Genomic DNA, 25,237 nt, shown 5'->3' with positions numbered 1-25,237 from the left:
TGGGAGCCCCCGGGCTGGCACACGCTGACATGTCAGCCGACGCCGCTGACATGCCAGCCGAGCACCGCGCCGACCGGCCCTGCGCCCTTCTCCGAGGGAGCACGCCCCGGCACAGCGGTTGCTCTAGGAGGCGCTCGGAGGGGTTGCCAACGGTGAGAACCCTCATGGAAGCGAAGACGACTGGATTCTGGGAGCTGTGGCTGTGCCACCACCCGAAGCTCCTCGCGAAGAGCCTGCGCCACCTGGGTGGCCACCAGGCCGACGCGGAGGACGCATTGAGCACCGCGATGCTGCGAGCCGCCGAGGCCTGGCCCCGGGAAGTCCAGCGGCTGCGAAACCCCGAGGCGTGGCTGACACGCATCCTCCACAACGCCTGCGTGGACCTGCATCGCATGCGGGCCCGGCGCGCGGAGGAGCCGCCCGAGCAGGACGACGAGGCCGCGTCCGAGGCAGTGCAGCCGGCGCACGCCCCGTCGCCGGAGCAGCTCGTCCTGGAGCAGGAGCAGTCCCAGTTGCTGTGGCGCCACGTCCACCGGCTGCCGGAACCCTTGCGGCGGGCATGCCTGCTGCGCTTCGAGCGGGAGCTGGATGGCCGCAGCATGGCCGTGGAGCTGGGCATCACCCATGTGAATACCCGCCGCCGGCTGCTTCGGGCCTATCAGGTGCTGCGCCTGGCGCTCGGCACCTCGGCGCGCGGCACGGACCTGGAGCCTCCCGTGCGCGGCGGCGCGGAGCAGTCCCTGCCTCCGAGCCGGGCGCCGCGCGCCAGACGGGGGCCGACTACGCGTTGGCGGAGCGGACGAGCGCGCCCACCCCGTCCCGCGCACCGTCGAGTCGGCGGATGAGGCGGCGGCGGACGACCTCGATGTGCTCGCGGAAGAAGTAGAGGTTCTCCGCGTAGGCGAGCGGCATGGGGATGCGGTTGACCTCGCGCTCGGCCTCTTCCAGCCGCTTGAGCATGTCCTCGAGCATGTCCCGCCCGGGGTTCTCATCGAGCTGGATTTCAATCTCCTTCAACCGCGCGTACCAACGGACGATGCGCGAGCGGATGCGCCACTGGTACAGCGCGGGGACGGCGCGGAACAGCGGCACCACCACGGCGATGATGGGCACCAGCATCACCCACAACCGGTCCACCAGGTTCGCCGCCCAGAACGGCAGGTAGCGCTGGAGCAGCGGGATTCCCGCCTCGTAATAGCGTCGGGCCTCGCTGCTGAGGGCGAAGCCCGTCTCGCGCGGCGCGGGGAACTCGCTGGCGCCATCGAGCAGGCCCGCGCTGCCGTGGATTTGGCTGGCCGCGCGCATGAGGAGGTAGGAGAGCGCGGGGTGCAGGGAGTCGCGCGCGACGAGGTTCGCCGTCGGCGCGAGCACCACCACGTCCCGCGCGGGGATATCCGAGGCGAGGTTGAACACGCCGCGCGGCAGCACCAGCCGGGTCAGGTACGGGAAGCGGCGCGCATACGCCTCGCCCCGCGCGAAGCTGAGCAGATTCACACCGGGCACCGCCGCCAGCTTCTGGATGGGGGGCGACTCCGCGGGCGAGATGAGGAAGATGGCGTCGAGGTGGCCCTGCTTGAGCTGCTCGATGGCGGCCTCGCGCTCCAGCGGCAACAGCTCCGTGGGCGCCTGGTCGATGCCATTGGCCTTCAGCAGCGTGACGGCGAGCGCGCGCGTGCCACTGCCCTCCGGCCCCACCGCGATGCGGCGGCCCTTCAGCTGGCGCACGTCCTCCAGGGGCTCGCCCCGGTAGAAGACCCAGAGGGGCACGTAGGAGAGGCTGCCCAGGGACACGACGCTCGCGGCCTTCTCGCCGCCCGCGGTGCCGCTCTGCACGAAGGCGACGTCGACGTCGGAGTTCTCGTCCGACAGCAGCGCGACGTTCTCGATGGAGCCCTTCGTCGAGCGCAGCTCCAGGGTGACGCCGTGCTTGGAGAGGAAGTCCTGGTACTTGCGCGCGTAGTAGCGGAAGCCGCCCTCGTCGGGCGACAGGGCCAGCACGAGCTTCTTTGGAGGCGCGGGCTCGATGAAATGGAACGCGGCGGCGAAGGCGATGCCGATGAGGAGCACCGCGGGCGCGAGGGTGAACCACAGGTCGCGCCGCAGCGTGCGCCGCAGTTGTTGCTTGAGGGAGTCCGCCGTCATGGTGGGCGCGGAGTATACGCACCTCTCCGCGCCCACTCCCATGCCTGCCTGCGCGAAGGAGGGCTAGCAGTCAGCCGGGCACGCGGCGGGCGACTCCCAAGGCTGGCACACGGCATCCCCGCACGAGGAGTTGAGGAACGTCTCCAGCACGGCCCGGCGGTGCGGCAGGAAGACGGCGTTGAGCGCGGGGGAGATGCGGAATCGCGGGCCGAACGGGCCGGGGGCCGGGTCGAACTGCTCACCCACATGGACGAAGCCGCCCGACGGAGGCCAGACGAGGCCGCCGCCCAGGTTCGCCCCGTTGCTCAGCTCGTGACAGCCGCCGCACGACAGCGCCATCGAGCGCTCCACGATGTCCTGGGGCAGCAGCGGGCTGCCCAGCAGCAGCAGCTCGTTCTGGATGTTGGTGCGGAAGGGGCTGGGGTTGGGGCCGAACTGGAAGCGGTAGTCGTTCTCCGGGCCCTGCGCGTTGCTCTGGCCGCTGTTGAACATGTCCGGAATGGTGTTGTTGAACAGGTTGATGTCGGTGACGGCCAGTGCCGGCACCTGCGAGGGGAACAGGACGTTCTGGAAGGACGGCGCCAGCGGGTGCCCGGAGACGGGGTCGAACAACGTGCCGCCCGGGTTGACCTTCACCGTCACCGGCCGGAAATTCAACTGGCAGGGCACGCTGCCGCACATCGTGCGCCGCACGCTGAACTCTCGCAGCGTCCACGGCGGCTGGATGAACTGGTTGGTTCGCACCTGCCCGGTCGGCACGCTCCCCGTCGTCCGGTTGCCGTAGTTGTCGATGTGGACCACCGGCATGAAGCCCGGCAGGCCCGTGAAGTAGAAGTTCTGCAGCCCGCCGATGCGGGTGGCCAGCGCCGCGCCCGTCAGCGAGGCCCAGAAGTTGGCCACCGGCGCACAGCCATTGAGGCCGGCGGTCGGATTGGGGTTGGGCAGCACCGCCTCGAAGATGAGCAGGTTGCGATTGCCACCGCCGGGGATGCCGGAGCGCTTGCCATAGACGATGCGGTACTCACCGCAGTCCACGCCCGACGCCGGCGCCAGGTCGAAGCGGTTGACGAGCGCCAGCGGGACGTACTCGTCGGGGTTGGTGCCCGGACTGAGGAAGGGATTGACGAAGGCCTGGTTCCCCTCGATGCGAGGACACTGATACTGGAAGCCGTTGAAGAGCGGGCCGCAGTTGGGCGGGTTCGCCGTGTTCCACCAGTCCTGGAAGAGCGCCAGCGGCGTCAGCCCCGCGACACCGGACTGCGTCACCAGCTGACTCATCACCCGCACGAGCGGGAAGTTCCTCACGATGGCGTCGTCGGTGATGATGAGCGACGAGCGCGGGTCCACCGTGACGACCATCGCCGACGGCCCCATGGGTGGCAGCGCCATGGCACCGATGCCGCGGCGCTCCGGGTGCCTCGTCGGGTCCACCGTCACTTCCTCCGCCGGGTCCATCCCGGTCGGCTCCGCCTCCGGCGCCGCGTTGTCACAGCCGGCCGCCAGGGCCACCACCGCGCACACGAGCATCCCGCGCCAGGCCAACTGGCTCTTCTCAACCATGCGTTGCATTCGAGGTCTCACACCCGCGCGGACGGCCGCGCCCCCTGCCAGGGATGAGCACTCCGGCACGTTGCCGGATTCACGGGTCGGCAAGAAATCCCATGATTCCGCGTTTATACATTGTTCACTGACACAAAATCCACAAAGAGGATGAGTCAAACGCAAACATGGGTTTGCGAGCGTCGGCGACAGGGCTTGGGTCTCGATACACCCTTGCGCGCCGTCCCATCCAAGACGTGTGACGTGTGGCGAGTGTTACTCCCCGACGTCGGAGGGTGGACATCGAGGGCGATGCACGCGACCTGGAAGGCAGGATGCGCCCGGGGCACCGAGGACACCGGCCCCACGCGGCGGGAGGACTCGCCACGTCTGTCGCTGGAGTTGGGGGGCAATCAGGGTGGCGAACAGCAGGAGCGTCAGCGGTGATGAGTTGCCCCGGCAGGTGGCCGCACCGCACGCGTCGTCAGGGCCCCGCCAGTGACATCCAGAGGGACAATCTCCGACTCCTCCAACTCACGGCCCAACCGTTCGACAACACGCTCGCTCACGACCACGAGAGACGCACAACTCCGCGCGAAATCGACGTCGGGAACTTCGGCCAGGCGCAACTGACCGAAGGGGGGCAGCACAAAGTCCGTACGACTGCAGGTCTTGCAGGCCCCATGGGCATCGGCGCCCGCGATGCTCCCGCCAGACCGCACCTCGAGTTCCACCAGGTCGGCCACCCCAGGCCGCGCCCTGAAGCGTGTCGGGACTGGGCTGGCCCCCGTGAGCCCCTTGAGTCTCTCCACCACGGCCGGCTGAACGACGAGCATCCACGGCACGTGGATGACCACGGGGGGAAAGCGTCCCCTGGCCCTGCCGGTCAACGCGCCGAACCCTGTGCCCGGCTCCACAACGACTCCCTGCGGCACCAGCGGCAACACGCGATTCCGAAGGCTCACGAATTGGTCCCAGGGCACGCACCGCGGCCGTTCGAAGTCCCGCCGCCCTGACATCTCGGAGAGGTCGACCGTCGGGTAGTCGTATCCGCCGCCCCCCCAAACCGCCTTGCACGTCGGGCACGCCACTCCGGGGAGTCCCCACTCCCGTCCCAGATCGTAGGCTCCGGTCCACTTCGACCGCTCCACGCGTCGCCGGGTCAGCGTGTAGTAGCGCATTCACTCTCCAGCGGCGGCGGCCAGCGAGAGCCGCTGCCAGTACGTCATCGGGACGCCAAGGAGACCATACCGCTCCACCAATCTCCCGCCATGGCGGAAGTGGTCAGCACGCGTCGCACGCAGTCGGTTCGCCTGAATCCAGTCGAACCAGTCCCGATTCCATGGTCCACCATCCTTCCCCTCATGCACCCGCCGGTGTTCCGCGACGCCGACGAGAAGCGTGTACTGGTGGATCTCGATGCCGATAGTCGCGAAGTACCCCTCAAAGGCACGCGGGAAGATGTGGTGTCGCTCCTTCTCGCGGCGGCTCCAGTCTGCGATGGCCTTCCGCGCTGCCTTGACGCTTGGCAATTCGTCCCTCCGGTACCACGGGATGATGAAGACGGCCTGCCGCCCTGGAAGGGGAACAGCTCCGCCCCAGTACCGCTGGATGCGCGCTGTAGCCCCGTCTGGAGCCCGGGCAGGTGGGAGCCTCAGTGCATACGGCGGAGAGGCGAGGTCCTCGCAGCGGTAGAGGCCACACTCATCCTCGCCACAGGAGGGCGCGTAGCAGCCTTCGTCATTGTCCCCGGCTGACTGAGCGCAGGCCTCCGCGGAGTCATCCACGCTCGTGTCGAGCAACTCACCGGCACGGATGTACTCCGGTGCTGCGGCACAGCCAGTGACCAAGAGCAGGACAACCAACCACCGATGCGTCGTCATTTGCGTCCCCCCGGACACGCTGCATTGCGAGGATGCAGCTCTGCCACGGCGGAGCGTCACTGAAGGGAGCGAACGTTGTCCGGCAGTCACCACTCCACCCAGCCGCGCCGAGGGCGAGTGGCTGCCCTACCGGGTGCAGCGTTTCAGAAGGCGCACGCGGACCCACTGGCGCATATTGCCGCGGCGGACTCAGCGTCCTCGCACGGCTGCTGTGGGTCGGAAACGGACCTTGAGAGCATTCCCTGGAGCGATGACGAAGATGGCGATGATTCACGGGGACCGCTGGGAGGGACTGATGCTCCACGAGTGGAAGGTCGACCGCGCGTCATCGGCCGACCTTGAGCGCGCTCTTGATCGACTCGACGCTCGCAGCCACACCATGGTCACCCTCCTGCGGGAGGGAGAGCAGCACCTGACCATGGGTGGTGGTGCCGGCCAGTACGTCGTGTACGCCACCTTCGACAACAATCAGTTCTGGAACCTGCTGCGCTCCCAGCCAGCCACCGGCACGACCCTGCTGAACGTCGGGGGACAGGAGGGGGACTATCCAGCCGAACAGATAGTGACCAAAGAGCAGGCTCTCGCTGCCGGGCTTGCGTTCCTCGACACCGGCCGGCTGGACCCCTCTCAGCAGTGGCAGAACCCGTAGTTGTGCCACAGCGGAGCTCGAAGCACCTCTGCACGCCCGTTCCGCGCCCTCGCTGCTACCCGGTACGTCGCCTCATTTCACGCGCACAGCCGGCTGAGCCCGTGAACATCGACATCCCGAGGACTGGCGCATGCCCACGAGGACCTTGCCTACTCCTGCATCGCCTCCACCATCCGCGGCGGCGGGGACACCGTGAGGATGCTGCTCGCCCCCGGTGCGCTCCGCGCCAGCACGCGGCCGTCGGAAGACACCACCACCGCGATGCCTCCCAGCGAGGCTCTTACCGCGGGCATGCGCAACTCCACCGCCCGCATCACCACACCGCCGATGGCCTGGTCCACGGCGAAGCGACTTCCAGCCAGGGGTAGATCACTGGCCAGGACCGCGAGCAGCTCTCCTCCCGCCTCCCGTCCACGCAAGGCGGTGGCGCGGCTGAAGGCCTCGTAGCAGATGAGCGGAATCACCTTCCGCCCCGCGAGGGACAGCAGCGGTCGCGCCTGGCTTGCGAGCAGCGGCTCCCCTCTTCCCTGAAGCCCGAAGATGGAGCGCTCGCCGATGGGGACGAGGATGGACTTGCCTCGGGTCTCCCGCAGACGCCCGTCCGCATCAAAGGCGGCGGCGGCATTGAAAAAACCCTCGGGCGTTCGGAGCATCAGCCCCGCGATGGCGGGGACCGGCAGGCGCGCATCGAAGGCCTCGAGGACCTCCGGCCGTGACACACGCCCCTCGGTCCCCCGCTGGAGCCCCCGGACCGTGGACTCTGGCCAGATGAGCCGCTCCGTGGCCTCGGGCACCGACTCCGGCACCCGCACGGAAGAGGCCATGTGGACCACGCCCGTCCCCTGGAGCGCATCGTCCGCCACGGGCAGCCGGGGCAGCGCGGCCAGGGCCAGCATGACGCCCACGGCCGGCAGCAACAGGCGGCGCGAGCGCAGGGCCACGGCCTCTCCAACGCACACGGCGGCGAGCAGGCAGAGCACCAGGGTGGGCACCCACCCCACGAAGCCCACGGCCCTCAGGATTGGCGGCTGCATCCACTGGGAATGCAGCACGTGCGTCATGGAGAAGCCGCTCCACGCCTCCAGCCCCGCCTCGCCCAGCACCCAGCCCAAAGGCAACCAGTACCTTGGAGGCACCCGCTTCACGGGCAGCGCCGCCAGCGCCAGCAGCGGCACCTGGGACAGCGCCCCCGTGGCCGTCCAGCCCAGAAACGCCACGATGAACGGAGGAGGAAGCCAGGGGGCCGTGTAGAACTCCGCCGTCCCCACCCACCAGTGCAGGGCCACGCCCTGGCGCACCAGCGCGGACAGCAGCAGCGCCGCGGCGGCCTGGCGCCAGCCGTTGGCTCGGTGGAGCGCCCACCCCAACAGCGCGATGCCCACCCAGGCCAAAGGCTGCGCCCACGTCCAAAGGAAGGCGACGCCCAGCGCGACACCCGAGCCCAGGGCCAGGAGCAGGCTCATCGCTTCCGGAACCTCTCGGGCGGAACGGGGACCAGCGCCGTGGCCTCCCCCGGGAGCACCACCTTCACGAGGTTGGGGTGCTTGCGCGCCAACCGGGCCTCCAGCACCTCGGGCTCCCAGCGCGACACCTCTTCGAGCGCCGTGTCCATGGCCTTCGCATCCAACCGCCACAACTCGAGCGCCTTGCCAGAGCGCGTCCGGACGAAGCGAGCGCGCTGCTCGGGGCTCCCGGCCTGGAAGAAGCCCTCGTAATAGAGCAGCCCATCGAGGGGCAGCTTGTACGTGGAGCCCAGCACCCAGGCCCCAGGCGCCTCTTCCGCGAGCGCCGTGAGCAGCGGCGTGGAGAAGCCGTAGCAGGTATCCAGGACGATGAGGTCCGGGCGGTAGCACCGAACCACCCGCGCGAGGTCCTCCGGGGTCGCGTTGAGATAGCTCGGCGGCAGGCTGTGTCCGCTGAGCACGAGCACCTCGGCCCTCACTCCAGAGGGACAGGAGAAGTCCTCGAGGGCCACATGCGGGCAGCGGGCATCCGAGCACGGCGACTGCTGCAACTCGGCGACATCCACTCGTGAGTAGATCGCCACGACGCGCTCCTGCACTCCGGGGGCCTGCCGACACGCGCAGGCCCCCAGAAGCAGGGCCAGGAGCCAGTGCCTTACCAACACAGTCATGGACGGTTCCAGTTCCTGGCTCGAAACACCGGGAGGCCTGCTAGCAGCGGCACCAATACGAGGCGCACCACGAGCGGCAGTAGTTGCTCAACCCGGTGAGCCTGCAGCCGTTCCGCCGGTACTGCTGGGAGCAGCCGACGGTGGAGCCCACGTACCAGACGCCCACCGCGATGAGGACGACCACCGCCGCGGCGCCGCCCTTCCCATTATTGTCCTCGGGAAGGTACTTGCTGATGACTTCAATCATCGTGAACAGGGAGTACTCGGAGACGGCTTCCAGCGCCCCGGTCTCGAGGAGGATACTGGCCGCTTCCTGCTCGTTGGCGGCCAGCTTGTCACCCACCAGGATGGTCTTGTCCGCGTTGAAGACCATGTGCAGCTTGCCGCCTTCATGGTGGACCCAGGCGTCGCCCGTCTCGTTGTTCACCGTGTAGATGGTGCGCTCCCCGGTCTTCTCGTCATACACCTCGAGGACGGCGTCCTCCGTGCCGCGGACGAGCGTCTGCCGCAGGACGAAGTTCATGAAACGGGGCACCTCGTCATGCATCGCGATGCCCAGCCGGCCAAACCGCTCCAGGCTCCCGTCAACGACTTGCGCGGGCTCCACGGCGCTGAAGACGATGTTCTCGGCCAGGGCCTCGCGCGCCTTGGTCATCGGGTTGGCTTCGGGAGCACGGCTGCAGCCGATCTGAACGGTGAAGACCGCGAGCATCGCGAGCGTTGCCGCGCGCATGCCGTTGGAAGAACCACGGTGTGACTCAGCCGGATGAAACATGTGGGGACACTCCTCTTGCTGTGGGGAACTCGCACCTGGCGCAAGGCCGGGTGCGATGGTTGCTGCACTCCCCGTGAAGGCAGGAAGTAGGCCATCTCTGGCTTCCCTCGGAATCTGGGGTGCTATGCCGGTGCCGTTGTTGCGTCCGCCGCAACAAATCTTCACTCTCCGTGACACCCAGCGCTACAACCCCACTGCACATCCAGTGGGCGTAGCGGCGGCCGCCTCAGTCCTCGTCGCAGTGGAGGAAGCCGTGCGCGTCGCCCTCGATGAAGGGGGCAGATGCTGCTTCCGTTTCTCGCTCGTTGGGCAGGTCCGCCCTGCTCCACCAATCCTGGGTGCGAAGCTGAACGAAGGCCCTGCCCTCGCGCGCCGTCCCGTCCACGACGTGTGACATGTGGCGAGTGTTACTCCTCGACATCGGAGACGGACGTCAGGGGCCACACCCACGACTCGGAAGGCAGGATGTGCCCAGGGCGCCGAGGACACCGGCCCCTCGCGGCGGAAGGACTCGCCACGTCTGTCTCTGGAGTTGGGGGGTCATTCAATGAAGACGTCTCTTCGCGCCGCGTTCGTCGGCACGAGCATCCACCTCGTCATCCTGGGAGCAGTCCTCGCGGCCTGCGATGGACCCGGTGAGTCGCCACCCCAGGAGCCGCGGACAATGGCCCCCCAGGCCGTCCAGCGTGCGTACCAGGACTATTACAGCGTGGCCCTCGCGCCGGGCGGTCCCACGGGCAGCAGTCAGCTCAGCCGGGGCACCGTCTTCGTCCCCATCCTCCAGCCCGTCACCCATGCGCCGCTCCTGGGTCTGGATGGCACGCCTCTTCGCTACACGTGCGGCGTCACGTTCATCTCCCCACGCAGGGCCATCACCGCCGCGCACTGCCTGGACGACGTCAGCGTCTGGGACCCCGCGAACCAGTCGCTCGAGGTCCGGATGTATGACCCGATGATTGACGCGGAGGTGAACTGGGAGGCCACCGCGGAGAGCCTGTCGGGCACCTTTCCCGGCTTCCACCGGACGCCGCTCGGCGGGGGCTACAGCACGTCGTCCTATTCGTGTCGGGTGATTGCCCGCTGCGGCGACTCGTTCGGCAACTACCAGTGCCCCGCATCGTTCCCCCGGGCCGACACCGCGTTGCTCGACTGCGGCGCCGAGAGCCCCGGCTGTCGTTACGACTACCTGGACGTCGCCGAGTCGGAGGGCCTGGGCGTCCCCGTGTCCATGGCGTGGGCCCACGAGGTCTACTCGATTCCGGAGGACCGGAGCACCGAGCTCTGGCAGCGCTACACGCGCTACATCGACTACGAGCCCGCGCAGAACTACCACTACTACGGGGTGAATCAGCTGCTGCCCCTGCTCTCCAGTCCCTGGAGCAATCCGTCCCGGCCTCGCGTCTCCCTGGGCCTCTCCGGCTTCGGCACCGACGCGCGGCTCACGGAGCTGCATGGCTGCCATGGCTCGTCCGGCTCCGGAATCACGCAGCTCAACGAGCACCTGGGCACCCAGGAGCTGCTCGGGCCCGTCGCGGTCTGGGCCCACTGGGTGTTCCCCGCGCACGACTACGACTTCCTCTGTGAAGACCCCGCGCGCACCGCGCGGCTCCCGGGCGACGCCGGGCTGGGCTATGCCCGGCTGGCCTTCACCCGGAAGCTCGTCGAGTCGAGGAGCCCGGACGATGTCTGCGACACCCTGGTGCCGGGCCTGTTTCCCAATCCCCTGCTCTGGTTGACGCACGACGTGTGGCTCCTGCGCCGGGGCGCGCTGGGCACACAACCCTTTCCCAAGCCCTGGCCGTGCACCGCCTCCTCGTGCTCCGCCTGGGAGCGATTGCGCTTTCCCAATGAGCCCCTGGTACCCCTGGCGCGGGGAGAGTCCCTCACGCTGCCCTCGGCGGAGGTCATCGCGGGAATGACCTATCGCGTGTCGGTGCGCGTCCGGGCCCTGGAGAGCACTCCGGCGACTGTCACGCTCTCGCTCGGGACTCAGTCCCTCCTGAGCAACGCGAGTCCCGTCGCGCTCCCGGGCGAGGCCGCGGGGCTCATCGCCACCACCTTCGTGCCGCTGTCCGGCGCGGCGCAGCCCTTGCGGCTCGCCCCAGGCGAGGACTCGGGGGCCTTCGCCGTGACGGAGGTCGTCGTCGTCGCGGACCCGCTGGCCAACGGCTTCGAGTATCGCTCGCAGCGCGTGGGCATGGGCATCCTCGAGCCCGGCGCTCGCACGCCCGTCCCGGCGACCTGGACGCGACTCCCTCCCTCGCGCTTCGCGGCCCTCCTGCGTGGGGGCCAGCGGTTCGTCGTGACACGACAGGCTTTCGTGTCGGGCCGCGCCTGGACGGTCGAATTCGACACGTCACGCGACACGGTGGGAGTGTCCTGCGGCTTCATCACCGCTGACGGGCGGGAGCTGCGCACGCGCTGCAACGCGGTGCGTGGACGCGTCCGCACCCACTTCCAGCTCGGCGCGGCACAGCCCGTGGCCTTCTTCGTCGACCTGCCGGCCGGACAGCCCGACCTCATCCTGGACAACCTCCGCCTCGTGACCCGCTGAGCGACGAGCCGGAAGCCACATCGCGCCTCCGCCCGGAGTCAGACCCCTGGCTCCGGGTGGAAGCCGCGTTGGGCGCTCAGTCGCGCACGTCGCACGAGCCGGCATCGGAGAGGAGCCGGCCGACCTGGACGTGGAAGAGGTCACTGGGGAGGAACGGCTCATACTGGTGCCGCACGAAGTAGAGCGTGCGGTGGTCCGGCGAGAGCGTCGGATGGTACTCGTCCAGCGCGGTGTTCACCGTCGGCCCCAGGTTGCGGGCCGGCTGCCAGCCGCGCCACGTGCGCGTGGCCACGTAGAGGTCGCCGTAGCCGTAGCCCTCCGGACGACCGATGGAGGCGAACAACAGCGTGTCGCCGTCCGGCAGGACGTTCGGGTTGAACTCCCACAGCTCGGTGTTGACGGCGGGGCCCACGTTCTCCGCGGGCCCGTAGCTGCCATCCGCGCGGAGCTTCGAGCGCCACACGTCCCAGCCGCCGAAGCCGCCCTCACGGTCCGAGCCGAAGTACAGCGTGCCGTCCTCGTCCACGCTGGGGTACAGCTCGTCACCGAGGCTGTGCACCGCGGCCCCCAGGTGACGCGGCTCACTCCAGCCGCCGTCCCTGCGTCGCTCGACGACCCACATCTCCACATCCTCGCGCGGCGCGCCGTTGACGGGACGGATGGAGGAGAAGAACAGCCGACGTCCATCCGGCGAGACGAACGGGTCGATGTCCGAATACACGCCCGAGAACGACGCGGGGCGGGGCTCCGTCCATCGGCCATGGCGCAGCTCGGAGAAGACGATGGTGGCCTGGCGCGTCTCGGGGAAGAAGCCGGGGCTCACGCCCCAGAAGGCCGTGCGCCCATCCGGCGTGAAGGCGATGCGCCACTCCTCCTGGCCCGGAAGGGAGACGAACCCCGGGGCGAACACCTCGGGCGTGCGAGGCGCGGAGGCCGAAGCGGACATGGCGGCGCACAGCACCAGCGCCGCGAGCACCACGGGGATGCGACGGAATGACGATGACATGACGGATTCCTCTCGGGATGTGGCGGGAGGAAGTGACGTCGTTCCCGCCATGGCCCAAGAGGTACGCGCGTTGCCCGCCGCTGTCCGGGCAGCGGGGATGAAGCGAGAGGGACGCGGGACGGACGGGAGCCCCTCGGGGACGCGCCTCAGCGCGCTCCGTCCGAACCTGGCCCCAGTCCGAGCGCGGACTCCACGCGAGCGCGATGGCTGCGTCCGGTGCGCACCGCGGTGCCGCCAGGGCCCAGCACCAACAGGTATTCGCCCTGGGACAGGGGCTCCATCTCCCGCACCTGGTCCAGATTGACGAGTACGGAGCGATGCACGCGGAGGAAGCGACGTGGGTCCAACCGCTCCTCCAGATGCGTCAGCGTCTCTCGCAGGACGTGCTGCTCGCCCCCGACGTGGACGCGGACGTAGTTGGCCTCGGACTCCACGTGGGTGATGGTGGAGCAGTCGACGAAGCGGATGCGCCCGTCGACCTTGATGGGCAGCCTGCGCAGAGGGGCCTCCGCCATCGCGAGACCCGACAGCAGTGCCTCCTGGCGCGCCACGGCCTCGCTGCGCCGCACGAGGCGCACCTGCTCGCGTGCCCGGACCAGCGCGGCCCGAAAGCGCTCCTTGTCATAGGGCTTGAGCAGGAAGTCCAACGCCTGCGCCTCGAAGGCCCGCACGGCGTGCTGCTGCCACGCGGTGACGAAGACGACCACGGGGAGCGACTCCGGAGGCAGCGCGCGGAGGACCTCGAAGCCGTCACCCGCGGGCATCTCGACATCCAGCAGCAGCACGTCCGGCGACGTGTGGAGCACCGCGCGCACCGCCTCCGCGCCGCTGGTCGCCTCGGCCACCACTTCGACGTTCTGCTCCGCCGCCAGCAGTGCGCGCAGCCGGGAGCGCGCCAGCGGCTCATCGTCAGCGAGCGCCACGCGAAGCAGCGTCGACTCCACCGGTTCCACGCTCATGCCGCCACCCGAGCCCCCTCGGGGCCCGCGTCGAGCGGCACGCGCAATTCCACCACCGCGCCCCGGGGCGTCCCCTGCCGCAGCTCCAGCCCCGCCCTGCCCCCGTAGAGGGTCGCCAGTCGCGCTCGCAGGTTGGACAGGCCCACGCCTCCACCGCGAGGCGGGCCTCCCACGGGCGGCCCCATGCCGTCGTCCCGCACGAACAGCCGCAGCACGTCCCCTTCCCGCTCGGCGGAGATTTCAATCCGCCCCGGCTCCGCGCGCGGCGCCAGTCCGTGACGGATGGCGTTCTCCACCAGGGGCTGCAACGCCAGATAGGGCACCCGTGCATCCAGGACGTCCGGAGCCAGCCGCCACGACACCTCCAGGCGGGGCCCGAAGCGAATCTGTTCGATGTCCAGATAGGGAGCCAGCGCCGCCTGCTCCTCGCGCAGCGTCACCTCCTGTCGTGCATGGGACTCCAGGCTGTGGCGCAGCAGGTCGCCCAGTCGCGCCAGCATGCGCTCCGCGGCATCCGGGTCCGCGTGGACCAGCGAGGCCACGGCGTTGAGCGCGTTGAACAGGAAGTGTGGCCGGAGCTGCGAGGCGAGCGCCTGGAGCCGAGCCTCCGCCAGCTGGGCCTGGAGCTGGTCCGCGCGACGCTGACGCACATGCGCCCGGCGGGCGAGGCCCAGGGCGTGGGCGCCCGCCGTCAGCAGCACGAAGGGCAGCAGGTTGTTGACGACGCTCTGGGCCAGCACGTCGAGCACGCGGGGCTCGCGCTCGTACCAGCCGATGAGGTCCTGGGTGAGCACGACGAAGGTCGCCCTGCCGAACACCACCAGGAGCAGGGCCACCAGATGGAAGCCCAGGGCGGAAGGCAGGCGCCCGCGCGCCAGGGGGACTCGCTCCGACAGGCGCAGACACATCACGGTGATGGGCACCCACAACAGGGAGCTGGCCAGGGACATGCGCCACAGCGCGCCTCCGGAGACCTCCGCCTCGCCGATGCGCTGGAGGAGCTGGACCTGGCTCACGGAGATGAGCGCGTCCGCGAGCCACCAGCCCAGGGCGCCTGGCCACACGGCCCAGGATGGCAGGGGCGCCACCTCACCAGCCCGGAGTCTCGCCGTCTCCTCTTCGCGCATGACGGGCAAGGGTAGCGGGCCCCGGGGATGGCTTCCACGAGGCCTGGGACAAACCGCTCGCGGACAGGGACGAACGGAGCGTCGCTCAGCCGCCCTGGCTCGACAGCCACTGCCGCCACTGCTCGGGACGCTCGAACTTCTCACCGGAGAGCAGTTGGAGCACCAGCACCGCGGGCTCGCGATTGATGGGCTGCTGGTAGGCCGACATGTCCACGAGCAGCGTGCCGACCTTCTGGAGCACCTCCGCGCGGCGGGCCTTCAGCTCTTCGGGCGAGAGCTTCTGGAGCACCATCTCCAGCAGGTACGTGCCCTTGTTCCGGTCCGACACGTCCGGCATCGTCATCGCCTCGAAGACCTTGGACAGGTCGACGACGGGCCGGTCCAGGCCCTGCTGGAAGGCCAGCACCGAGCGGACGACGTTGTTGCGCACGCCGGAGTCCGGGTCCTTGAAGAAGGGCAGGAGCCACCCGATGACCTGCTCCGGCGTGCCGGCATAACCCAGCACATAGGGGACCGCCGAGCGACGGTTCGCATCGGCGTCCTCGCGCAGCATGCGCAGCAGCGCCTCCCGAGCGGCGGGGGCCTTCTCGACGAAGCGCGGCTCGTAGGGGGCGAGCTCGGGGTGACCGAACCCGAACGAGCAGTGGGCGACACGACAGGACGGAGGCTGGTCGGTGTTCAGCGCGCCGGCGCGCATGAGGCGCACCACCTTGTCTTCGTACTCCAGCCAGTGCGCGATGAGCCCCTCCGGGTCCTCCACGTGTCCGGTGGGTGCGGGGAGGAAGCTCAAGCGGTGCGAATCCTCGGCATCCACCAGGTCCACGCTGGCGAAGGCCTGTCCCTTCAATTCCTCCGCGAAGAACGCGATGACGCCCACGTGGGTGTAGGCGAGGTTGAAGCGCTGGCGCAGCGCCTCCTCACGCTTCTTCATGAGATGACGGCTGCGGACGATGGGCTTGCCCACCTCCAGGCCAAGCATCTTGATGACCTCGGCCGCGGTGGCGCGACGCGAGCGCGACACGTCGATGGTCGCGAGCACGGGGATGGGCATGGGTGGGGTGCCCGCCTTGTCCAGGTTGGCCTGGACACCCGCCACCACCTCCGCCCAGCCCGGCAGCGAGTGGAGCGAGGCCAGCTCGGGGTCGAACCGGAGCTGATCCACGGAGAGGAAACCACTGTCGGCCGCGCGCTTCAGGAAGGCCATCGCGTCCTCGGTGCGCCCTCCCAGCGAAGCGCAGCCGGCGGCGGAGTAGTACTCCTCCGCGCGAAGGTCGGGGTCCGACAGGGCCTCCGCGGACTGGCGCCGCAAATCGGCGCAGGTGGCGAAGTCCTCGGCGTCGTAGGCCTTCTCCGCGCGCAGGGACAACTCCTGCGAGGTCATCGCGCCCACGGTGGACACCACGTCCTGGGGCTTCCCGGACGAATGCGCGCAGCCCAGGCCCAACATCAACCACAGACTCAGTCCGACGGACTTCCTCATGAGCGCCTCCCCTTCGAAACCCCGCACTGTGGCGCGACAGTGGCCCCGGGTTCAATGTCTCACGGAACGCCCTGTCTTGAGCCCCAACCCCTGCCGGCATACCGCAAACAGTTGCAACTCAACAGCGCCTGTCATTTGGAGGCACCAGGGACATATCCAGCCACACGGCCCCAACAGCCCCTACTGGGGCATCGGGACGACGTCGCGCGAGGAGACGTGCGTCTTCAAGCTCTCCACCACCGGTACGTACTACCGCAAGCACGTCCGGTTCCGCGTGACGGATGCGACGGGCGTCACCTCCGCCCCCGCGGAGACCGGTCAGTTCTGCTGGAGCCCCAACTGAGCACGGGGCCCCAGCGCGCGCTCGTTCACTCCGCCTTCTTCGGAGCCGGGGCGGGGCTCACCACGCGGTGCACGGGGTAGAGCCCGCCCACCTCCAGCATCGTGTCCAGGAACTGCCACCGGCAGAAGCCATCGTCCGAGTGCGGCTCCAGCAGGTACACGGCCAGCGTGCCTGCGCGCTGCGCCGTGGGCACGTAGAGCGTCCCCTGGGCGAACTCGCGCTTCGTCCGCTCGGAGGACACCGTCAGCACCGTCTCGAAGCGCACCGGCTTGGGCTTCAGGCTCAGCGGCACCTCGGCCTCGCCGGGCGCGGGCACGTTCGCCGCGACGTCGGGGCTGAAGGTCTCCTCCCGCCGGGCAATCCGGTAGCTGTCCACCAGGAAGTGGCGCGGCTTGGGGAGCACCTCGAACCGGATGCCCTGCCCTTCCAGCCGGGGCGCCAGCTCCGCGGGCACCAGGTACGCCTCCGGTGTGCTCACCGCCTGCGTCGGGATGAACGTGCGGTAGTGCGGCACGCGGTAGACGCGGCGCTTCTTCCCGGGGAAGCGATGCTCCGCGATGCTCTTCTCGTCGAACGCCTGGATGCGCGCCTGGTCCCCGTCCTTCGCATAGGCCGGGTAGTCGAACGTCAGCGCTCCCTGCGCGTCCCGGGTGGCGACGCCGTAGTTGATGCCCACCAGCGACTGGAGGTCCGGCGTCTTGCCGCGCGCGATGATGGCCGCCTGCTGGGCCTCCGTGACGGAGAGGAACGCCTTCGAGCTCCGGGCCGCCTCGCGGAACAGCTCCAACAGCCACGCGCGCGTCACGGCGCAGCGGCGCGGGAAGTCGATGTAGCTGTACGTCTCCAGCAACACGTCGAGCCGGCCGAGCAGCCCCCGGTAGTGGCTGCCGAAGCGCGGCAGCGCCGGGTACGTGTGCCAACCCGAGGCGGGCACGTCCTCCTCGCGGTAGTTGCCGTACCAGAAGCTGTCGAACCCGTGGCGCTTGCTCACCGATTCGGAGACGCGCTCCAGCATCGCCCGGTTGTAGTCGCGCAGCTCCTGGAACAGCGGCTCGTTCGAGTGAGACGTGTCGAACGTCAGGTCGAAGGCGTGGATGCTGCCGTCAGTGGTGTGGCAGTCGATGAACAGCTCGGGCCACCACGTCTGGTGCAGCTTCGCCATGGCGCGCGTCTCCGGCGCCTCCTGCTTCGTGCTGTCGCGGTTGAGGTTCCACCCCTCGCCCGTGTAGCGCGTGCCCACGCCGCCCTCGGGATTGACCTGCCCCTCCAGGCTCTTGAGGTTGAGCTTGCGGTTGTTGGGGCTGATGCGGTCATTGCCGTCCGGGTTGAAGTTGGGGACCAGGACCAGGCACAGCTTGTCGAGCAACTTCGCGCCCAGCTTCGTCAGCGTCAAATCCCGCGCGAGCGCGAGCAGCGCCTCCTTGCCCTCCACCTCGCCGGCGTGGATGTTGGCCTCCACCAGCACGACGACCTTCTTCTGCTTGCGCGCCAGCTCTGGCGTGAAGCAGTTGCGGTCGCTCACGACCATCGCCACCAGCGGCTGACCCTCGCCGCTGGTCCCGAAGTCCACCCGTCGGGCGAGCTTCGTGCGGCGGCAGAGTTCGTCGATGAAGGCGAGCACGTCGGAATGACGCGAGGTTTCGGCGTAATTCGAGGCTTCAGCACGGGTGAGCAGCTCGGACATGGGCGCGCATCCGAGCGCCGCGCTCCCGCGTCGTCAAGCACTTCGTCCACAACGCGGCACCGTTCACTCCGGGTCGCCGTCATCCAGTGAGCGCTCGTCGACGCACTGCACGGTCCACGCCGAATATTCCGGAGCACCGCGCCGTGAATCCACGCGAGGATGCGGGCCGCATGAAAATCTGGGTCGATGCCGATGCCTGTCCGGGCCCTGTCCGGGAAATCCTCCTGCGCGCCTCACAGCGCCTCAAGGTGCCCCTGGTGTTCGTGGCCAACCGGGCGATGAACCTGCCCCGCGCGGAGTTCGTCTCCACCGTGCAGGTGGGTGCGGGGCTCGACGTGGCGGACCAGCACATCGCCACGTCGGCCCAGCGCGGGGACCTGGCCGTCACCCAGGACATCCCGCTCGCGGCGCTGCTGGTGCCGCGAGGCGTGGTGACGTTGGACCCTCGTGGGGAGCTGTTCTCCGAGGAGAACATCGCCGAGCGACTCTCCGTGCGGAATTTCATGCAGGAGCTGCGGGAGAGCGGCGTCGTGACAGGCGGCCCGAGCGGCTTCAACGCCCAGGACCGCCAGCGCTTCGCCGCGGCGCTGGACCGCGAGCTGGCCCGGCTGCTCCCGAAGCGCGGCTGATTCGTCGCGCGCTCCGGGAGCCCCTGGACTCAGGTCCCGTCGATGAGGCGGATGGCGATGTCGGGGCTGAACTGGCCCGCTGGAGTCGTGGGGGCGATGCCGCAGTTGCCGTCGGAGTCTCCGGGCACCTTCACCCACAGGAGCATCTCCGCGCCCCCGCCCACCTGTGACAGCACGCCCAGCTTGCGGCCCGCCGGGTTGCACCACTCGCCATTGTGGCCATTGCCGTTGCGGCTGGTGTCCACCACGAAGGGCTTCGTGTAGCCGTAGCGCGTATTGAGCGCGCCGTTCACCGCCGCCCCGTACGTGGTCGACTGGGCCGTGGTGTAGAAGTTCGACACGTTCAGCGCGAAGCCCCGGATGTTGCGGACGCCGGCGGACTCCAGCCGCTGCGCCATCGTGTCGGCGGCAATCCAGTTGGCATTGCCACCGTCCAGGTAGGCCCACGTGTTCGGCGCACGATCTCTCAGCTGCTCCGTCGCGTAGCGCAGGAGGCCGAGCCGCGTCTGTCGCTCCGCATCATTGGGCAGACAGTCGAGCTGGGCGACCGCGTCCGGCTCGATGATGACGATGGCCGGGCGGTTGCCCAGGCCGGTGGCGAAGGCGGAGATCCACGTGCGGTAGGCCTCGGGACTGCCCGCGCCTCCGCCGGAGTGACTGCCGCAGTCGCGTCCGGGAATGTTGTAGGCCACCAGCACCGGGAGCTTGTCCGCCGTGTCCGCGGCGGCGACGAAGCTGGACACCGCCGAGGCGATGTCTCCACTCCAGTTGCCGAACCAGCGCGCCCCCGCCTTGCTCGCGATGGACGACTGGATGCGCGCCGCTCGGGAGTCCCCACCGTTGTTGCGCACCCAGACGGCGGAGTTGGAGTTGGGGTCGACGTAGAAGCCGCTCGTCATTCCCACCGGCCCGGTGCCACCCCCGCCGTCCTCCGTGGTGAGGGAGATGTTGTCCAGGAAGGCCGAGAAGGCGCCCACGCCGCCGAGCTGGAACGTCACCTGCCCCGCCGTCGTGGCCAGGTTCGAGGTGAAGGGGAATGTGAAGGTGCGCGTGGTTCCATCCAGGGTGATGTACTGGTCCAGCGGCGCGGTGTACGGCGCGGCCCCCAACTGCACCGTCACCCGCACCCGCACGGTCGCCGACGCGGACGCCGTGAAGGACAGGGTGTACGCCCGGCCATTCACCAGGACGATGTTGTCCTGTCCCGAGGGTGCATCCCAGGGATTGGCGGGGGTCCCCGTGACGTTGATGCGCAGCTTCCCGTTCTCCACCACCGACTGGGAGTTGGCACCGCTCCACCACGGCGCCACCGTCCCGCCACTGAAGGTTCCATTGACGACCAGCTCCGTGAGCGGCGAGGACACCTGGCCCTCCGACTCCGGCTCGGGCGCGGGAGCTGACGGCGCGGCGGGGCCACACGCGGCCACCAGGGATGCACCCAACACGACGGCTACCCAACCCACATGTCGACGCAGTTGCACGAAACGATTCCTCCTGCCCGCTTCCGGATGACAGGGAATGACGTCCGGCCTGGCGCGGGACCTTGGCGCGACGGTGAAAGTCCTTCTTCGCCGCGTCGCGGCATACTGGCAGGTTTTTCCTGTTTTACTAGCTCAAATACACACAAGCCCTGGCGGACGACTGCAATGGCAAAATTGAAAAGGAGCTTGAAACAGCGTCGTCCATCAGGATTGTAGACATCCACGCCCGGCGGCGACGCCAGGAGATACCGGACACTCCGTCATGCGGGCTCACACACGGGGCGCGCGCATCCGGGAGAACGCGGCTCACTCGGGCTCGGAGGACTCCGCGCCGTCGAGGCCATGTCGGCGCAGAAGCCGTCGAAGCTGGGTGCGGTGCAGACCGAGCGCGCGCGCCGTCGCGGAGACATTGCCTCCCTGCTGGCGCAGGGCCTCTTCAATCCGGGCCCGTTCCTGGACATCCCCCTGGGCGCGCTCCGTCGCATCCGCGCGAGGCTCGGGGCCGGCGCGCACGGTGACACTTCCGGGGCCAAAGGCTGTTCCCGCGCTCGGGCTCAGGTGTCGAGCCTCCACCCGAGTGGCGCTCTGAAGCAGCGCGGCCTGGACGGCGCCACGCAGCTCCACCAGGAGTTCGCGGATGTTTCCCGGCCAGGGCCGCAGGAGACACTGCTCCACCAGGGAGACGTGGAGCCCAAGCCCCGGCGCCACCCGCTCCGCTTCGCGTTGGAGCAGCAGGGGCAGTTCCTCGGGGCGCTGGCGCAGCGAAGGCACCACCACCTCGGGCCGGCCCATGCGGAAGTACAGGTCCTCGCGCAGCCCGCCCCGGGCCACCAGGGCGCGCAGGTCCTTGTTGCTCGCGGAGCACAGGTGCAGGTCCACCGTCTTCGGCCGGGAGGCGCCCAGGGGCAGCACCTCGCGCGTCTCCAGCGCGCGCAGCAGCTTGGCCTGGACGGCCAGGTCCAGCTCCACCACTTCATCGAGGAACAGCGTGCCGCCATCCGCGGCCTGCAGGTATCCCTGGGCGTCTGCCTCCGCGCCGGAGTACGCGCCGCGCCGGACACCGAAGAGGAGCCGCTCCGCGATGCCCTCGGGAATAGCCGCGCAGTTGACGGCGACGAAGGGGCCCTCGCGCCGGGGACCGTGTTGGTGGAAGGCGCGCGCCATGCCTTCCTTGCCGGAGCCGCTCTCTCCATGGATGTGGAGCGAAAAGCCCAGCTCCGCGGCGCGAGTCACCTCCGCGAGCAGCCTCTGGCCACCGGGCCCCCGCACGAAGCCGTCCACCAGTCCGACGCCGTGTTCTTCCAGGGGCCGCACGTCGACGCTCGGCACGAAGAGGGAGTCTCCCATCCGGAGCACGGCGCGCACCTCGCGAGGCGCGCCGGGCGCGAGCGGCTCTCCATCCACCCAGGTTCCGTTCTGGCTTCCCAGGTCGACGGCCCAGAAGTGCTTCCCGTCGAAGCGGACCTGGGCATGGCGCCGCGACATCCTCGGGTCCTGGACGTCGCCGAGTTGGGGACCTCGCCCCAGCTCCAGCCCCTCCAGCGGGAGCCGGAGCGCCACCGCCAGCGCCGCCCCTCCGCCAAACAGGCGCACCAGCCCGGGAACGCGCGCCGCGTCCGAGACCTCCATCCCTCGTCCATCACCACTCGGCCGGAGCGTCGACCCATCGTGTTCCATGCCGGGTCATCATACGCGCCGGGCGGTGGCACACGGCACGGTGCCAGCGCTTGTGCCATTTCCGGAGCGACTCGGGCGCCTCGCGAGGACATGCTCCCGCCGGCGACGGGAATGTCAGGGGCGCGTTCAACCGTGGCACGGCGCTCGCTATGGGGCGCACGCATCACGAGGCACCAGGGGACACCACCATGAGGAACATGACTGACGACATCGCGGCGCCCGTGCGGGGAGCCCACCGGACCACCGGCCCCATCCTGCTGGCGACACTGGCGCTCCTCGGCGCGAGCGCCTGCCTCAAGCCCCTCCAGCTCCCGCCGTCACCTTCGGACCCGAACCCCCGGCAGCCCGACGTGGGCGACAAGTACGTGACGGACTCGGAGACCCAGTTGCCCGTCACACCTTGCAAGGGAAAGGACTGCCCGCCCCTGGAGCCCACGGCCCAACCGCTGGCGCCGCTGGAGTGTCCGACGGGGCAGTGCATCCCGGACAACTCGAACGGCCAGGGCATCTACATCGTCGAGGGCAGCGACTTCTGCTTCACCCAGGGGACGGAGTTCCGGTTCTGCCCGGAGGCCTTCGTCAACCGCGCGCCCGGGGACGTGGTGCTCAAGGGGAGGGACCGAGTCATGGGCACGCTCTTCTACACCGCGACGCTCCGGGGGGTATTGCCGGGTGAGCTCGGGCGCACGCCACAGGGGGCTCCCGCGAGCTTCGTTGCGATTCACAGCGTGCAGGGACAGGGGGACCAGCTCGTCGTCAATTACTGTCAGTCGCGGATGAAGTGCAGCAAGCCGGAGGACATCCAGACGCTCCAGGGGTCGGCGCTCGCGGGCTTCACGTTCGACGTGCTCTTCCGGAACGTGCCGGACGAGGAGACGTTCTTCGAGCTCCAGCTCGTCCCGCTGGGAGCCGACCAACTCCTCCCCCCGTTCCAGCTTCAGAAGTATGAGGTGAGACACCGGTTGAGGGACCCCAATGGCAACCATCCGGCCTGGACGAATCCGTGCGGAGGGTCCGCGCGGGGCCGGGTGGGCATCCTCCCGGGGCGGGTGGTGGATGATATGAATGCCGCCGTCACCGCCGACGCCAACGTCACGACGCTCGGCTGCGAGTCCGGTGCCATCGTCACGTGCCTGGATTGGGGTTACAGCCCCTGGAATCCCCAGACAGGGGTGTCGGACCCGAATCGGGAATATGTCTATGGCTCCTGTCTCCAGGCGAAGCGCGCGGCGTACTTCGTGGGCAAGGGCGACCTCAAGAGCTACACACTGACGGGCACTCGCATCGTCAAACGGGATGAGTATGGGTTTGGGCGAGACGCGGAGGGTGGCATCGAGCGCACCGACTTCCTGGAGGCCCTCTGGAGTCCCGAGGGCGCGGTCTGCCTCAATCCCGAGCACCGGCGTCACCCGGAGATTCCCCTGCATCCGGAACATGGCCCCCGAATCGAGCGCTGTGAGGCACCGTCGGGACAGCTCATCCTGTGGCGGGACAACGGCAAGCTCGCGACGGGCCTGCCACCGCGACACTAGGGCGTGCCCAGCAGGTCAGGGCCAAGGCGGAGTGTAACCACGTCCAGGTGCCCCAAGGACGTCAGCAGGCCTCGAATCTCCTCCTCCAGCAGCAGGCGGGCTCTTTGTTCAGGGGCCGGGCGACGCGGCGACCACCAGGAAGGCGATATCGCAATAGGGACAGACGCGCTTGTCTCCGGGACTTGATTCGCCGAGGTCCTGTGGAGCGTTGCACGAAGGGCAGCGGTGCTCGAGGCGCCGAGTTGAGACAGTGACGTTTTCTGATGAAGCGGATGCATCTGTGCTCACGTTGCCGAGGGAAACAGCGCTCGACAGGAGGCCGGCGGAAGTCCGCCCCGGGGTGAAGGAGGAAACAACGTAAGCCCCCTTCTGGGGTTCGAAGACTCGGTTGATTTCACCGGCGGCGATGAGCTTCAGGATGAATTGTTCAGCCTTCTCTTCCGACACCTGACAGAAGATGGCCACGTCCTTGACGGTGACATCCCCCTTGTTGCGGATGAAGTCAGCCAGCTCAGCCATGGGGTCACGGCGCTCCACGGTCGGCGTTACCCAGTGAGCGGGCTCGCGCTCTTCTTGGGACGAACGCCCCTTCTTCCACAGAAATTGGCCGAGCAGGAAGGGGAGTACGACCATCCCCCCCCACAGGGCGGCAACCATTTTGGCCGGCTCCTGTATTTTCCCGTGCGCGTGGGCGACGAGCAGGGCGATTACCCAACAGGCTGACCAGAGCTTGAGTGCACCCCCAAACAGCACCGCTAGACAGCCGAAGCCCTTCACCAGCCCCCTCCTCTCTTCGTGGCGACATCCGACAGAAAGGGCGTCACGGCTGCAGGCGGCTGCGGTAGTGGACGACTGTCAAAGGCTGGGGACGCATTGACGGCGGAGGCGTTCATGAGGATTTGGTGACGGTAGAAAGAGCTGAATATTTGATACCTAGCATCCAGGTGAGCCAGACGGAAGAGGAGCCTCCTCTCATCGATAACTGCAATGGCGCGGGTCACCCTGGTTCTCTGGTTGCTGCTCACACCCGGGTACTGCTTCTGTTCGAAGGCCCCGAGGGCAGCGGCTGCGCCGAGCGCTTCATTCGCACCCTCAAGGAGCGCCTGCTCTGGGTGCGCATCTTCTCCCCCGTGGAGTACCTCCGGACGGCCCTGCTGGAGTGGGCCCACCGATACAACGAGCACCGGCTGCTGGAGCGCCACAACTTCCTCTCGCCGAGTCAGGCCCGGCGAGCGCTGCCGCAGCTGAAACAAGCGGCCTGATTACGACCGCCTGGGTGTCTCGACAATCCGGTGCGGTACAGGTCCACCGTGTCCGCGTTGCGCTCGCTCACCAGGAGGATGCGGCTATATCCCGATCAGCCCGGGCACCGGGGTGGAGCGCTTGCTCGTGATGCCCTCCCCCACCTCGCCGAATGCGTTGTAGCCCCAGCCCCACGCAGTGCCGTCTGAGCGCAGCGCCAGCGAATGGGAATCGCCAGCGGCGATACGGGCTTGAGCCTGAGCCCCCGACAGAGCAGCGCCTGTCGAAACCTGCGCTCCTGGCGCGCCGGTGGGCTGTCCACAGCTGACCCATGGAAACAATCCCAGCCAGAGCGCTGCTGGCCTTCCGAACCGCCGCCCTGTATTGTCTTTCATTCCGTT

At 68.8% G+C, this 25,237-nt stretch carries 24 protein-coding genes and 1 pseudogene; 8 read left to right on the top strand and 17 right to left on the bottom strand.

Annotated features, from left to right (window positions below; genetic code table 11):
- Positions 1 to 164 precede the first annotated feature (164 nt).
- Entirely contained in the window at positions 165 to 845 is a 681-nt protein-coding gene (locus HUA76_RS18800) for an RNA polymerase sigma factor (RefSeq protein WP_174461669.1), read from the top strand.
- On the opposite strand, the gene HUA76_RS18795 is transcribed toward HUA76_RS18800, so the two are convergent.
- Both HUA76_RS18795 and HUA76_RS18790 read right to left on the bottom strand, forming a co-directional pair.
- Positions 781 to 2,142 carry a TAXI family TRAP transporter solute-binding subunit gene (locus tag HUA76_RS18795; protein WP_174458467.1) on the bottom strand — a complete coding sequence of 454 codons (1,362 nt, stop codon included), beginning with the start codon at positions 2,140 to 2,142 and terminating at the stop codon, positions 781 to 783. The genes HUA76_RS18800 and HUA76_RS18795 overlap by 65 nt on opposite strands.
- Before the next feature lie 63 nt (positions 2,143 to 2,205).
- Positions 2,206 to 3,702, bottom strand: a complete 1,497-nt coding sequence (locus HUA76_RS18790) for a hypothetical protein (protein ID WP_217439886.1) — start codon at positions 3,700 to 3,702, stop codon at positions 2,206 to 2,208.
- A 291-nt stretch (positions 3,703 to 3,993) separates the two neighbouring features.
- Between HUA76_RS18790 and HUA76_RS46085 the strand changes: the two genes are divergently transcribed.
- Positions 3,994 to 4,128 carry a hypothetical protein gene (locus tag HUA76_RS46085; RefSeq protein WP_256434370.1) on the top strand — a complete coding sequence of 45 codons (135 nt, stop codon included), beginning with the start codon at positions 3,994 to 3,996 and terminating at the stop codon, positions 4,126 to 4,128.
- Here the strand turns inward: HUA76_RS46085 and HUA76_RS18785 are convergent.
- Positions 4,119 to 4,862, bottom strand: a complete 744-nt coding sequence (locus HUA76_RS18785) for a double-CXXCG motif protein (protein ID WP_174461667.1) — start codon at positions 4,860 to 4,862, stop codon at positions 4,119 to 4,121. The genes HUA76_RS46085 and HUA76_RS18785 overlap by 10 nt on opposite strands.
- Positions 4,863 to 5,546, bottom strand: coding sequence for a TIGR02269 family lipoprotein (locus HUA76_RS18780; protein WP_174461666.1), 684 nt, complete (start codon positions 5,544 to 5,546; stop codon positions 4,863 to 4,865).
- Positions 5,547 to 5,814: 268 nt separating this feature from the next.
- Between HUA76_RS18780 and HUA76_RS18775 the strand changes: the two genes are divergently transcribed.
- A complete protein-coding gene (locus tag HUA76_RS18775) occupies positions 5,815 to 6,213 on the top strand; it encodes an Imm1 family immunity protein (protein ID WP_174461665.1) in 399 nt (132 codons plus the stop codon).
- Between the two features lie 149 nt (positions 6,214 to 6,362).
- On the opposite strand, the gene HUA76_RS18770 is transcribed toward HUA76_RS18775, so the two are convergent.
- The 4 genes from HUA76_RS18770 to HUA76_RS18755 all read right to left on the bottom strand — a co-directional run bounded on the left by HUA76_RS18770 (position 6,363) and on the right by HUA76_RS18755 (position 9,519).
- Entirely contained in the window at positions 6,363 to 7,676 is a 1,314-nt protein-coding gene (locus HUA76_RS18770) for a nitrilase-related carbon-nitrogen hydrolase (RefSeq protein ID WP_174461664.1), read from the bottom strand.
- Positions 7,673 to 8,260, bottom strand: a complete 588-nt coding sequence (locus HUA76_RS18765; protein WP_174461663.1) for a hypothetical protein — start codon at positions 8,258 to 8,260, stop codon at positions 7,673 to 7,675. The genes HUA76_RS18770 and HUA76_RS18765 overlap by 4 nt, the downstream gene beginning before the upstream one ends.
- 127 nt (positions 8,261 to 8,387) lie before the next feature.
- Entirely contained in the window at positions 8,388 to 9,122 is a 735-nt protein-coding gene (locus tag HUA76_RS18760) for a hypothetical protein (RefSeq protein WP_141643819.1), read from the bottom strand.
- A 226-nt stretch (positions 9,123 to 9,348) separates the two neighbouring features.
- Complete coding sequence (locus HUA76_RS18755) at positions 9,349 to 9,519, bottom strand: hypothetical protein (protein ID WP_174461662.1); 171 nt, start codon at positions 9,517 to 9,519, stop codon at positions 9,349 to 9,351.
- A 150-nt stretch (positions 9,520 to 9,669) separates the two neighbouring features.
- Between HUA76_RS18755 and HUA76_RS18750 the strand changes: the two genes are divergently transcribed.
- Positions 9,670 to 11,676 (top strand): hypothetical protein, encoded by a 2,007-nt coding sequence (locus HUA76_RS18750; protein WP_174461661.1) that lies wholly within the window; start codon positions 9,670 to 9,672, stop codon positions 11,674 to 11,676.
- 76 nt (positions 11,677 to 11,752) lie between these two features.
- On the opposite strand, the gene HUA76_RS18745 is transcribed toward HUA76_RS18750, so the two are convergent.
- From HUA76_RS18745 to HUA76_RS18730, 4 genes are all read right to left on the bottom strand, one after another.
- Positions 11,753 to 12,682: a PD40 domain-containing protein gene (locus HUA76_RS18745; RefSeq protein ID WP_174461660.1), complete on the bottom strand. Its 930-nt coding sequence runs from the start codon at positions 12,680 to 12,682 to the stop codon at positions 11,753 to 11,755.
- 146 nt (positions 12,683 to 12,828) lie between these two features.
- Complete coding sequence (locus tag HUA76_RS18740; protein ID WP_141643816.1) at positions 12,829 to 13,641, bottom strand: LytTR family DNA-binding domain-containing protein; 813 nt, start codon at positions 13,639 to 13,641, stop codon at positions 12,829 to 12,831.
- Positions 13,638 to 14,768 carry a sensor histidine kinase gene (locus tag HUA76_RS18735; protein WP_174461659.1) on the bottom strand — a complete coding sequence of 377 codons (1,131 nt, stop codon included), beginning with the start codon at positions 14,766 to 14,768 and terminating at the stop codon, positions 13,638 to 13,640. The genes HUA76_RS18740 and HUA76_RS18735 overlap by 4 nt, the downstream gene beginning before the upstream one ends.
- 85 nt (positions 14,769 to 14,853) lie before the next feature.
- Entirely contained in the window at positions 14,854 to 16,248 is a 1,395-nt protein-coding gene (locus tag HUA76_RS18730; RefSeq protein ID WP_174461658.1) for a HEAT repeat domain-containing protein, read from the bottom strand.
- Positions 16,249 to 16,324: 76 nt separating this feature from the next.
- Here HUA76_RS18730 and HUA76_RS18725 point away from each other — a divergent pair, with 76 nt between their 5' ends.
- Entirely contained in the window at positions 16,325 to 16,591 is a 267-nt protein-coding gene (locus tag HUA76_RS18725) for a hypothetical protein (RefSeq protein ID WP_174461657.1), read from the top strand.
- Positions 16,592 to 16,616: 25 nt separating this feature from the next.
- On the opposite strand, the gene HUA76_RS18720 is transcribed toward HUA76_RS18725, so the two are convergent.
- Entirely contained in the window at positions 16,617 to 18,275 is a 1,659-nt protein-coding gene (locus HUA76_RS18720; RefSeq protein ID WP_174461656.1) for a M14 family metallopeptidase, read from the bottom strand.
- Between the two features lie 170 nt (positions 18,276 to 18,445).
- Here HUA76_RS18720 and HUA76_RS18715 point away from each other — a divergent pair, with 170 nt between their 5' ends.
- Positions 18,446 to 18,904 carry a YaiI/YqxD family protein gene (locus tag HUA76_RS18715; protein ID WP_141643811.1) on the top strand — a complete coding sequence of 153 codons (459 nt, stop codon included), beginning with the start codon at positions 18,446 to 18,448 and terminating at the stop codon, positions 18,902 to 18,904.
- Between the two features lie 29 nt (positions 18,905 to 18,933).
- Here the strand turns inward: HUA76_RS18715 and HUA76_RS18710 are convergent, their stop codons facing one another.
- Positions 18,934 to 20,385: a glycoside hydrolase family 6 protein gene (locus tag HUA76_RS18710; RefSeq protein WP_174458478.1), complete on the bottom strand. Its 1,452-nt coding sequence runs from the start codon at positions 20,383 to 20,385 to the stop codon at positions 18,934 to 18,936.
- Between the two features lie 306 nt (positions 20,386 to 20,691).
- On the bottom strand, positions 20,692 to 22,014 hold the full coding sequence (locus HUA76_RS18705) for a sigma 54-interacting transcriptional regulator (protein WP_254614335.1): 1,323 nt from the start codon (positions 22,012 to 22,014) through the stop codon (positions 20,692 to 20,694).
- 245 nt (positions 22,015 to 22,259) lie between these two features.
- Between HUA76_RS18705 and HUA76_RS18700 the strand changes: the two genes are divergently transcribed.
- On the top strand, positions 22,260 to 23,594 hold the full coding sequence (locus tag HUA76_RS18700; protein WP_217439885.1) for an ADYC domain-containing protein: 1,335 nt from the start codon (positions 22,260 to 22,262) through the stop codon (positions 23,592 to 23,594).
- 108 nt (positions 23,595 to 23,702) lie between these two features.
- On the opposite strand, the gene HUA76_RS18695 is transcribed toward HUA76_RS18700, so the two are convergent.
- Positions 23,703 to 24,371 carry a hypothetical protein gene (locus HUA76_RS18695; RefSeq protein ID WP_174461653.1) on the bottom strand — a complete coding sequence of 223 codons (669 nt, stop codon included), beginning with the start codon at positions 24,369 to 24,371 and terminating at the stop codon, positions 23,703 to 23,705.
- A gap of 275 nt (positions 24,372 to 24,646) precedes the next feature.
- On the opposite strand from HUA76_RS18695, the pseudogene HUA76_RS18690 reads away from it, so the two are divergent.
- Positions 24,647 to 24,856: pseudogene (locus HUA76_RS18690) on the top strand (integrase core domain-containing protein); the annotation flags it as partial.
- Positions 24,857 to 24,940: 84 nt separating this feature from the next.
- On the opposite strand, the gene HUA76_RS18685 reads toward HUA76_RS18690, so the two are convergent.
- Positions 24,941 to 25,231 (bottom strand): RCC1 domain-containing protein, encoded by a 291-nt coding sequence (locus HUA76_RS18685; protein WP_254614365.1) that lies wholly within the window; start codon positions 25,229 to 25,231, stop codon positions 24,941 to 24,943.
- Positions 25,232 to 25,237 lie beyond the last annotated feature (6 nt).

This window comes from Myxococcus sp. CA056, from assembly GCF_013336715.1.
Classification (GTDB): domain Bacteria; phylum Myxococcota; class Myxococcia; order Myxococcales; family Myxococcaceae; genus Myxococcus; species Myxococcus llanfairpwllgwyngyllgogerychwyrndrobwllllantysiliogogogochensis.
Note: the sequence above shows the minus strand (reverse complement) of the source record. Positions and strands in the feature narration are given on the sequence as shown.

Bases quoted from the DNA above. Each gene is read 5' to 3' on its own strand.
- HUA76_RS18770 (WP_174461664.1), bottom strand. From the start codon at position 7,676: ATGAGCCTGCTCCTGGCCCTGGGCTCGGGTGTCGCGCTGGGCGTCGCC.
- HUA76_RS18800 (WP_174461669.1), top strand. From the start codon at position 165: ATGGAAGCGAAGACGACTGGATTCTGGGAGCTGTGGCTGTGCCACCAC.
- HUA76_RS18775 (WP_174461665.1), top strand. From the start codon at position 5,815: ATGACGAAGATGGCGATGATTCACGGGGACCGCTGGGAGGGACTGATG.
- HUA76_RS18750 (WP_174461661.1), top strand. From the start codon at position 9,670: ATGAAGACGTCTCTTCGCGCCGCGTTCGTCGGCACGAGCATCCACCTC.
- HUA76_RS18755 (WP_174461662.1), bottom strand. From the start codon at position 9,519: ATGTCACACGTCGTGGACGGGACGGCGCGCGAGGGCAGGGCCTTCGTT.
- HUA76_RS18740 (WP_141643816.1), bottom strand. From the start codon at position 13,641: ATGAGCGTGGAACCGGTGGAGTCGACGCTGCTTCGCGTGGCGCTCGCT.
- HUA76_RS18715 (WP_141643811.1), top strand. From the start codon at position 18,446: ATGAAAATCTGGGTCGATGCCGATGCCTGTCCGGGCCCTGTCCGGGAA.
- HUA76_RS18700 (WP_217439885.1), top strand. From the start codon at position 22,260: ATGACTGACGACATCGCGGCGCCCGTGCGGGGAGCCCACCGGACCACC.
- HUA76_RS18760 (WP_141643819.1), bottom strand. From the start codon at position 9,122: ATGTTTCATCCGGCTGAGTCACACCGTGGTTCTTCCAACGGCATGCGC.
- HUA76_RS18795 (WP_174458467.1), bottom strand. From the start codon at position 2,142: ATGACGGCGGACTCCCTCAAGCAACAACTGCGGCGCACGCTGCGGCGC.
- HUA76_RS18790 (WP_217439886.1), bottom strand. From the start codon at position 3,702: ATGGTTGAGAAGAGCCAGTTGGCCTGGCGCGGGATGCTCGTGTGCGCG.
- HUA76_RS18745 (WP_174461660.1), bottom strand. From the start codon at position 12,682: ATGTCATCGTCATTCCGTCGCATCCCCGTGGTGCTCGCGGCGCTGGTG.
- HUA76_RS46085 (WP_256434370.1), top strand. From the start codon at position 3,994: ATGCACGCGACCTGGAAGGCAGGATGCGCCCGGGGCACCGAGGACACC.
- HUA76_RS18720 (WP_174461656.1), bottom strand. From the start codon at position 18,275: ATGTCCGAGCTGCTCACCCGTGCTGAAGCCTCGAATTACGCCGAAACC.
- HUA76_RS18785 (WP_174461667.1), bottom strand. From the start codon at position 4,862: ATGCGCTACTACACGCTGACCCGGCGACGCGTGGAGCGGTCGAAGTGG.
- HUA76_RS18705 (WP_254614335.1), bottom strand. From the start codon at position 22,014: ATGGAGGTCTCGGACGCGGCGCGCGTTCCCGGGCTGGTGCGCCTGTTT.
- HUA76_RS18730 (WP_174461658.1), bottom strand. From the start codon at position 16,248: ATGAGGAAGTCCGTCGGACTGAGTCTGTGGTTGATGTTGGGCCTGGGC.
- HUA76_RS18735 (WP_174461659.1), bottom strand. From the start codon at position 14,768: ATGCGCGAAGAGGAGACGGCGAGACTCCGGGCTGGTGAGGTGGCGCCC.
- HUA76_RS18685 (WP_254614365.1), bottom strand. From the start codon at position 25,231: ATGAAAGACAATACAGGGCGGCGGTTCGGAAGGCCAGCAGCGCTCTGG.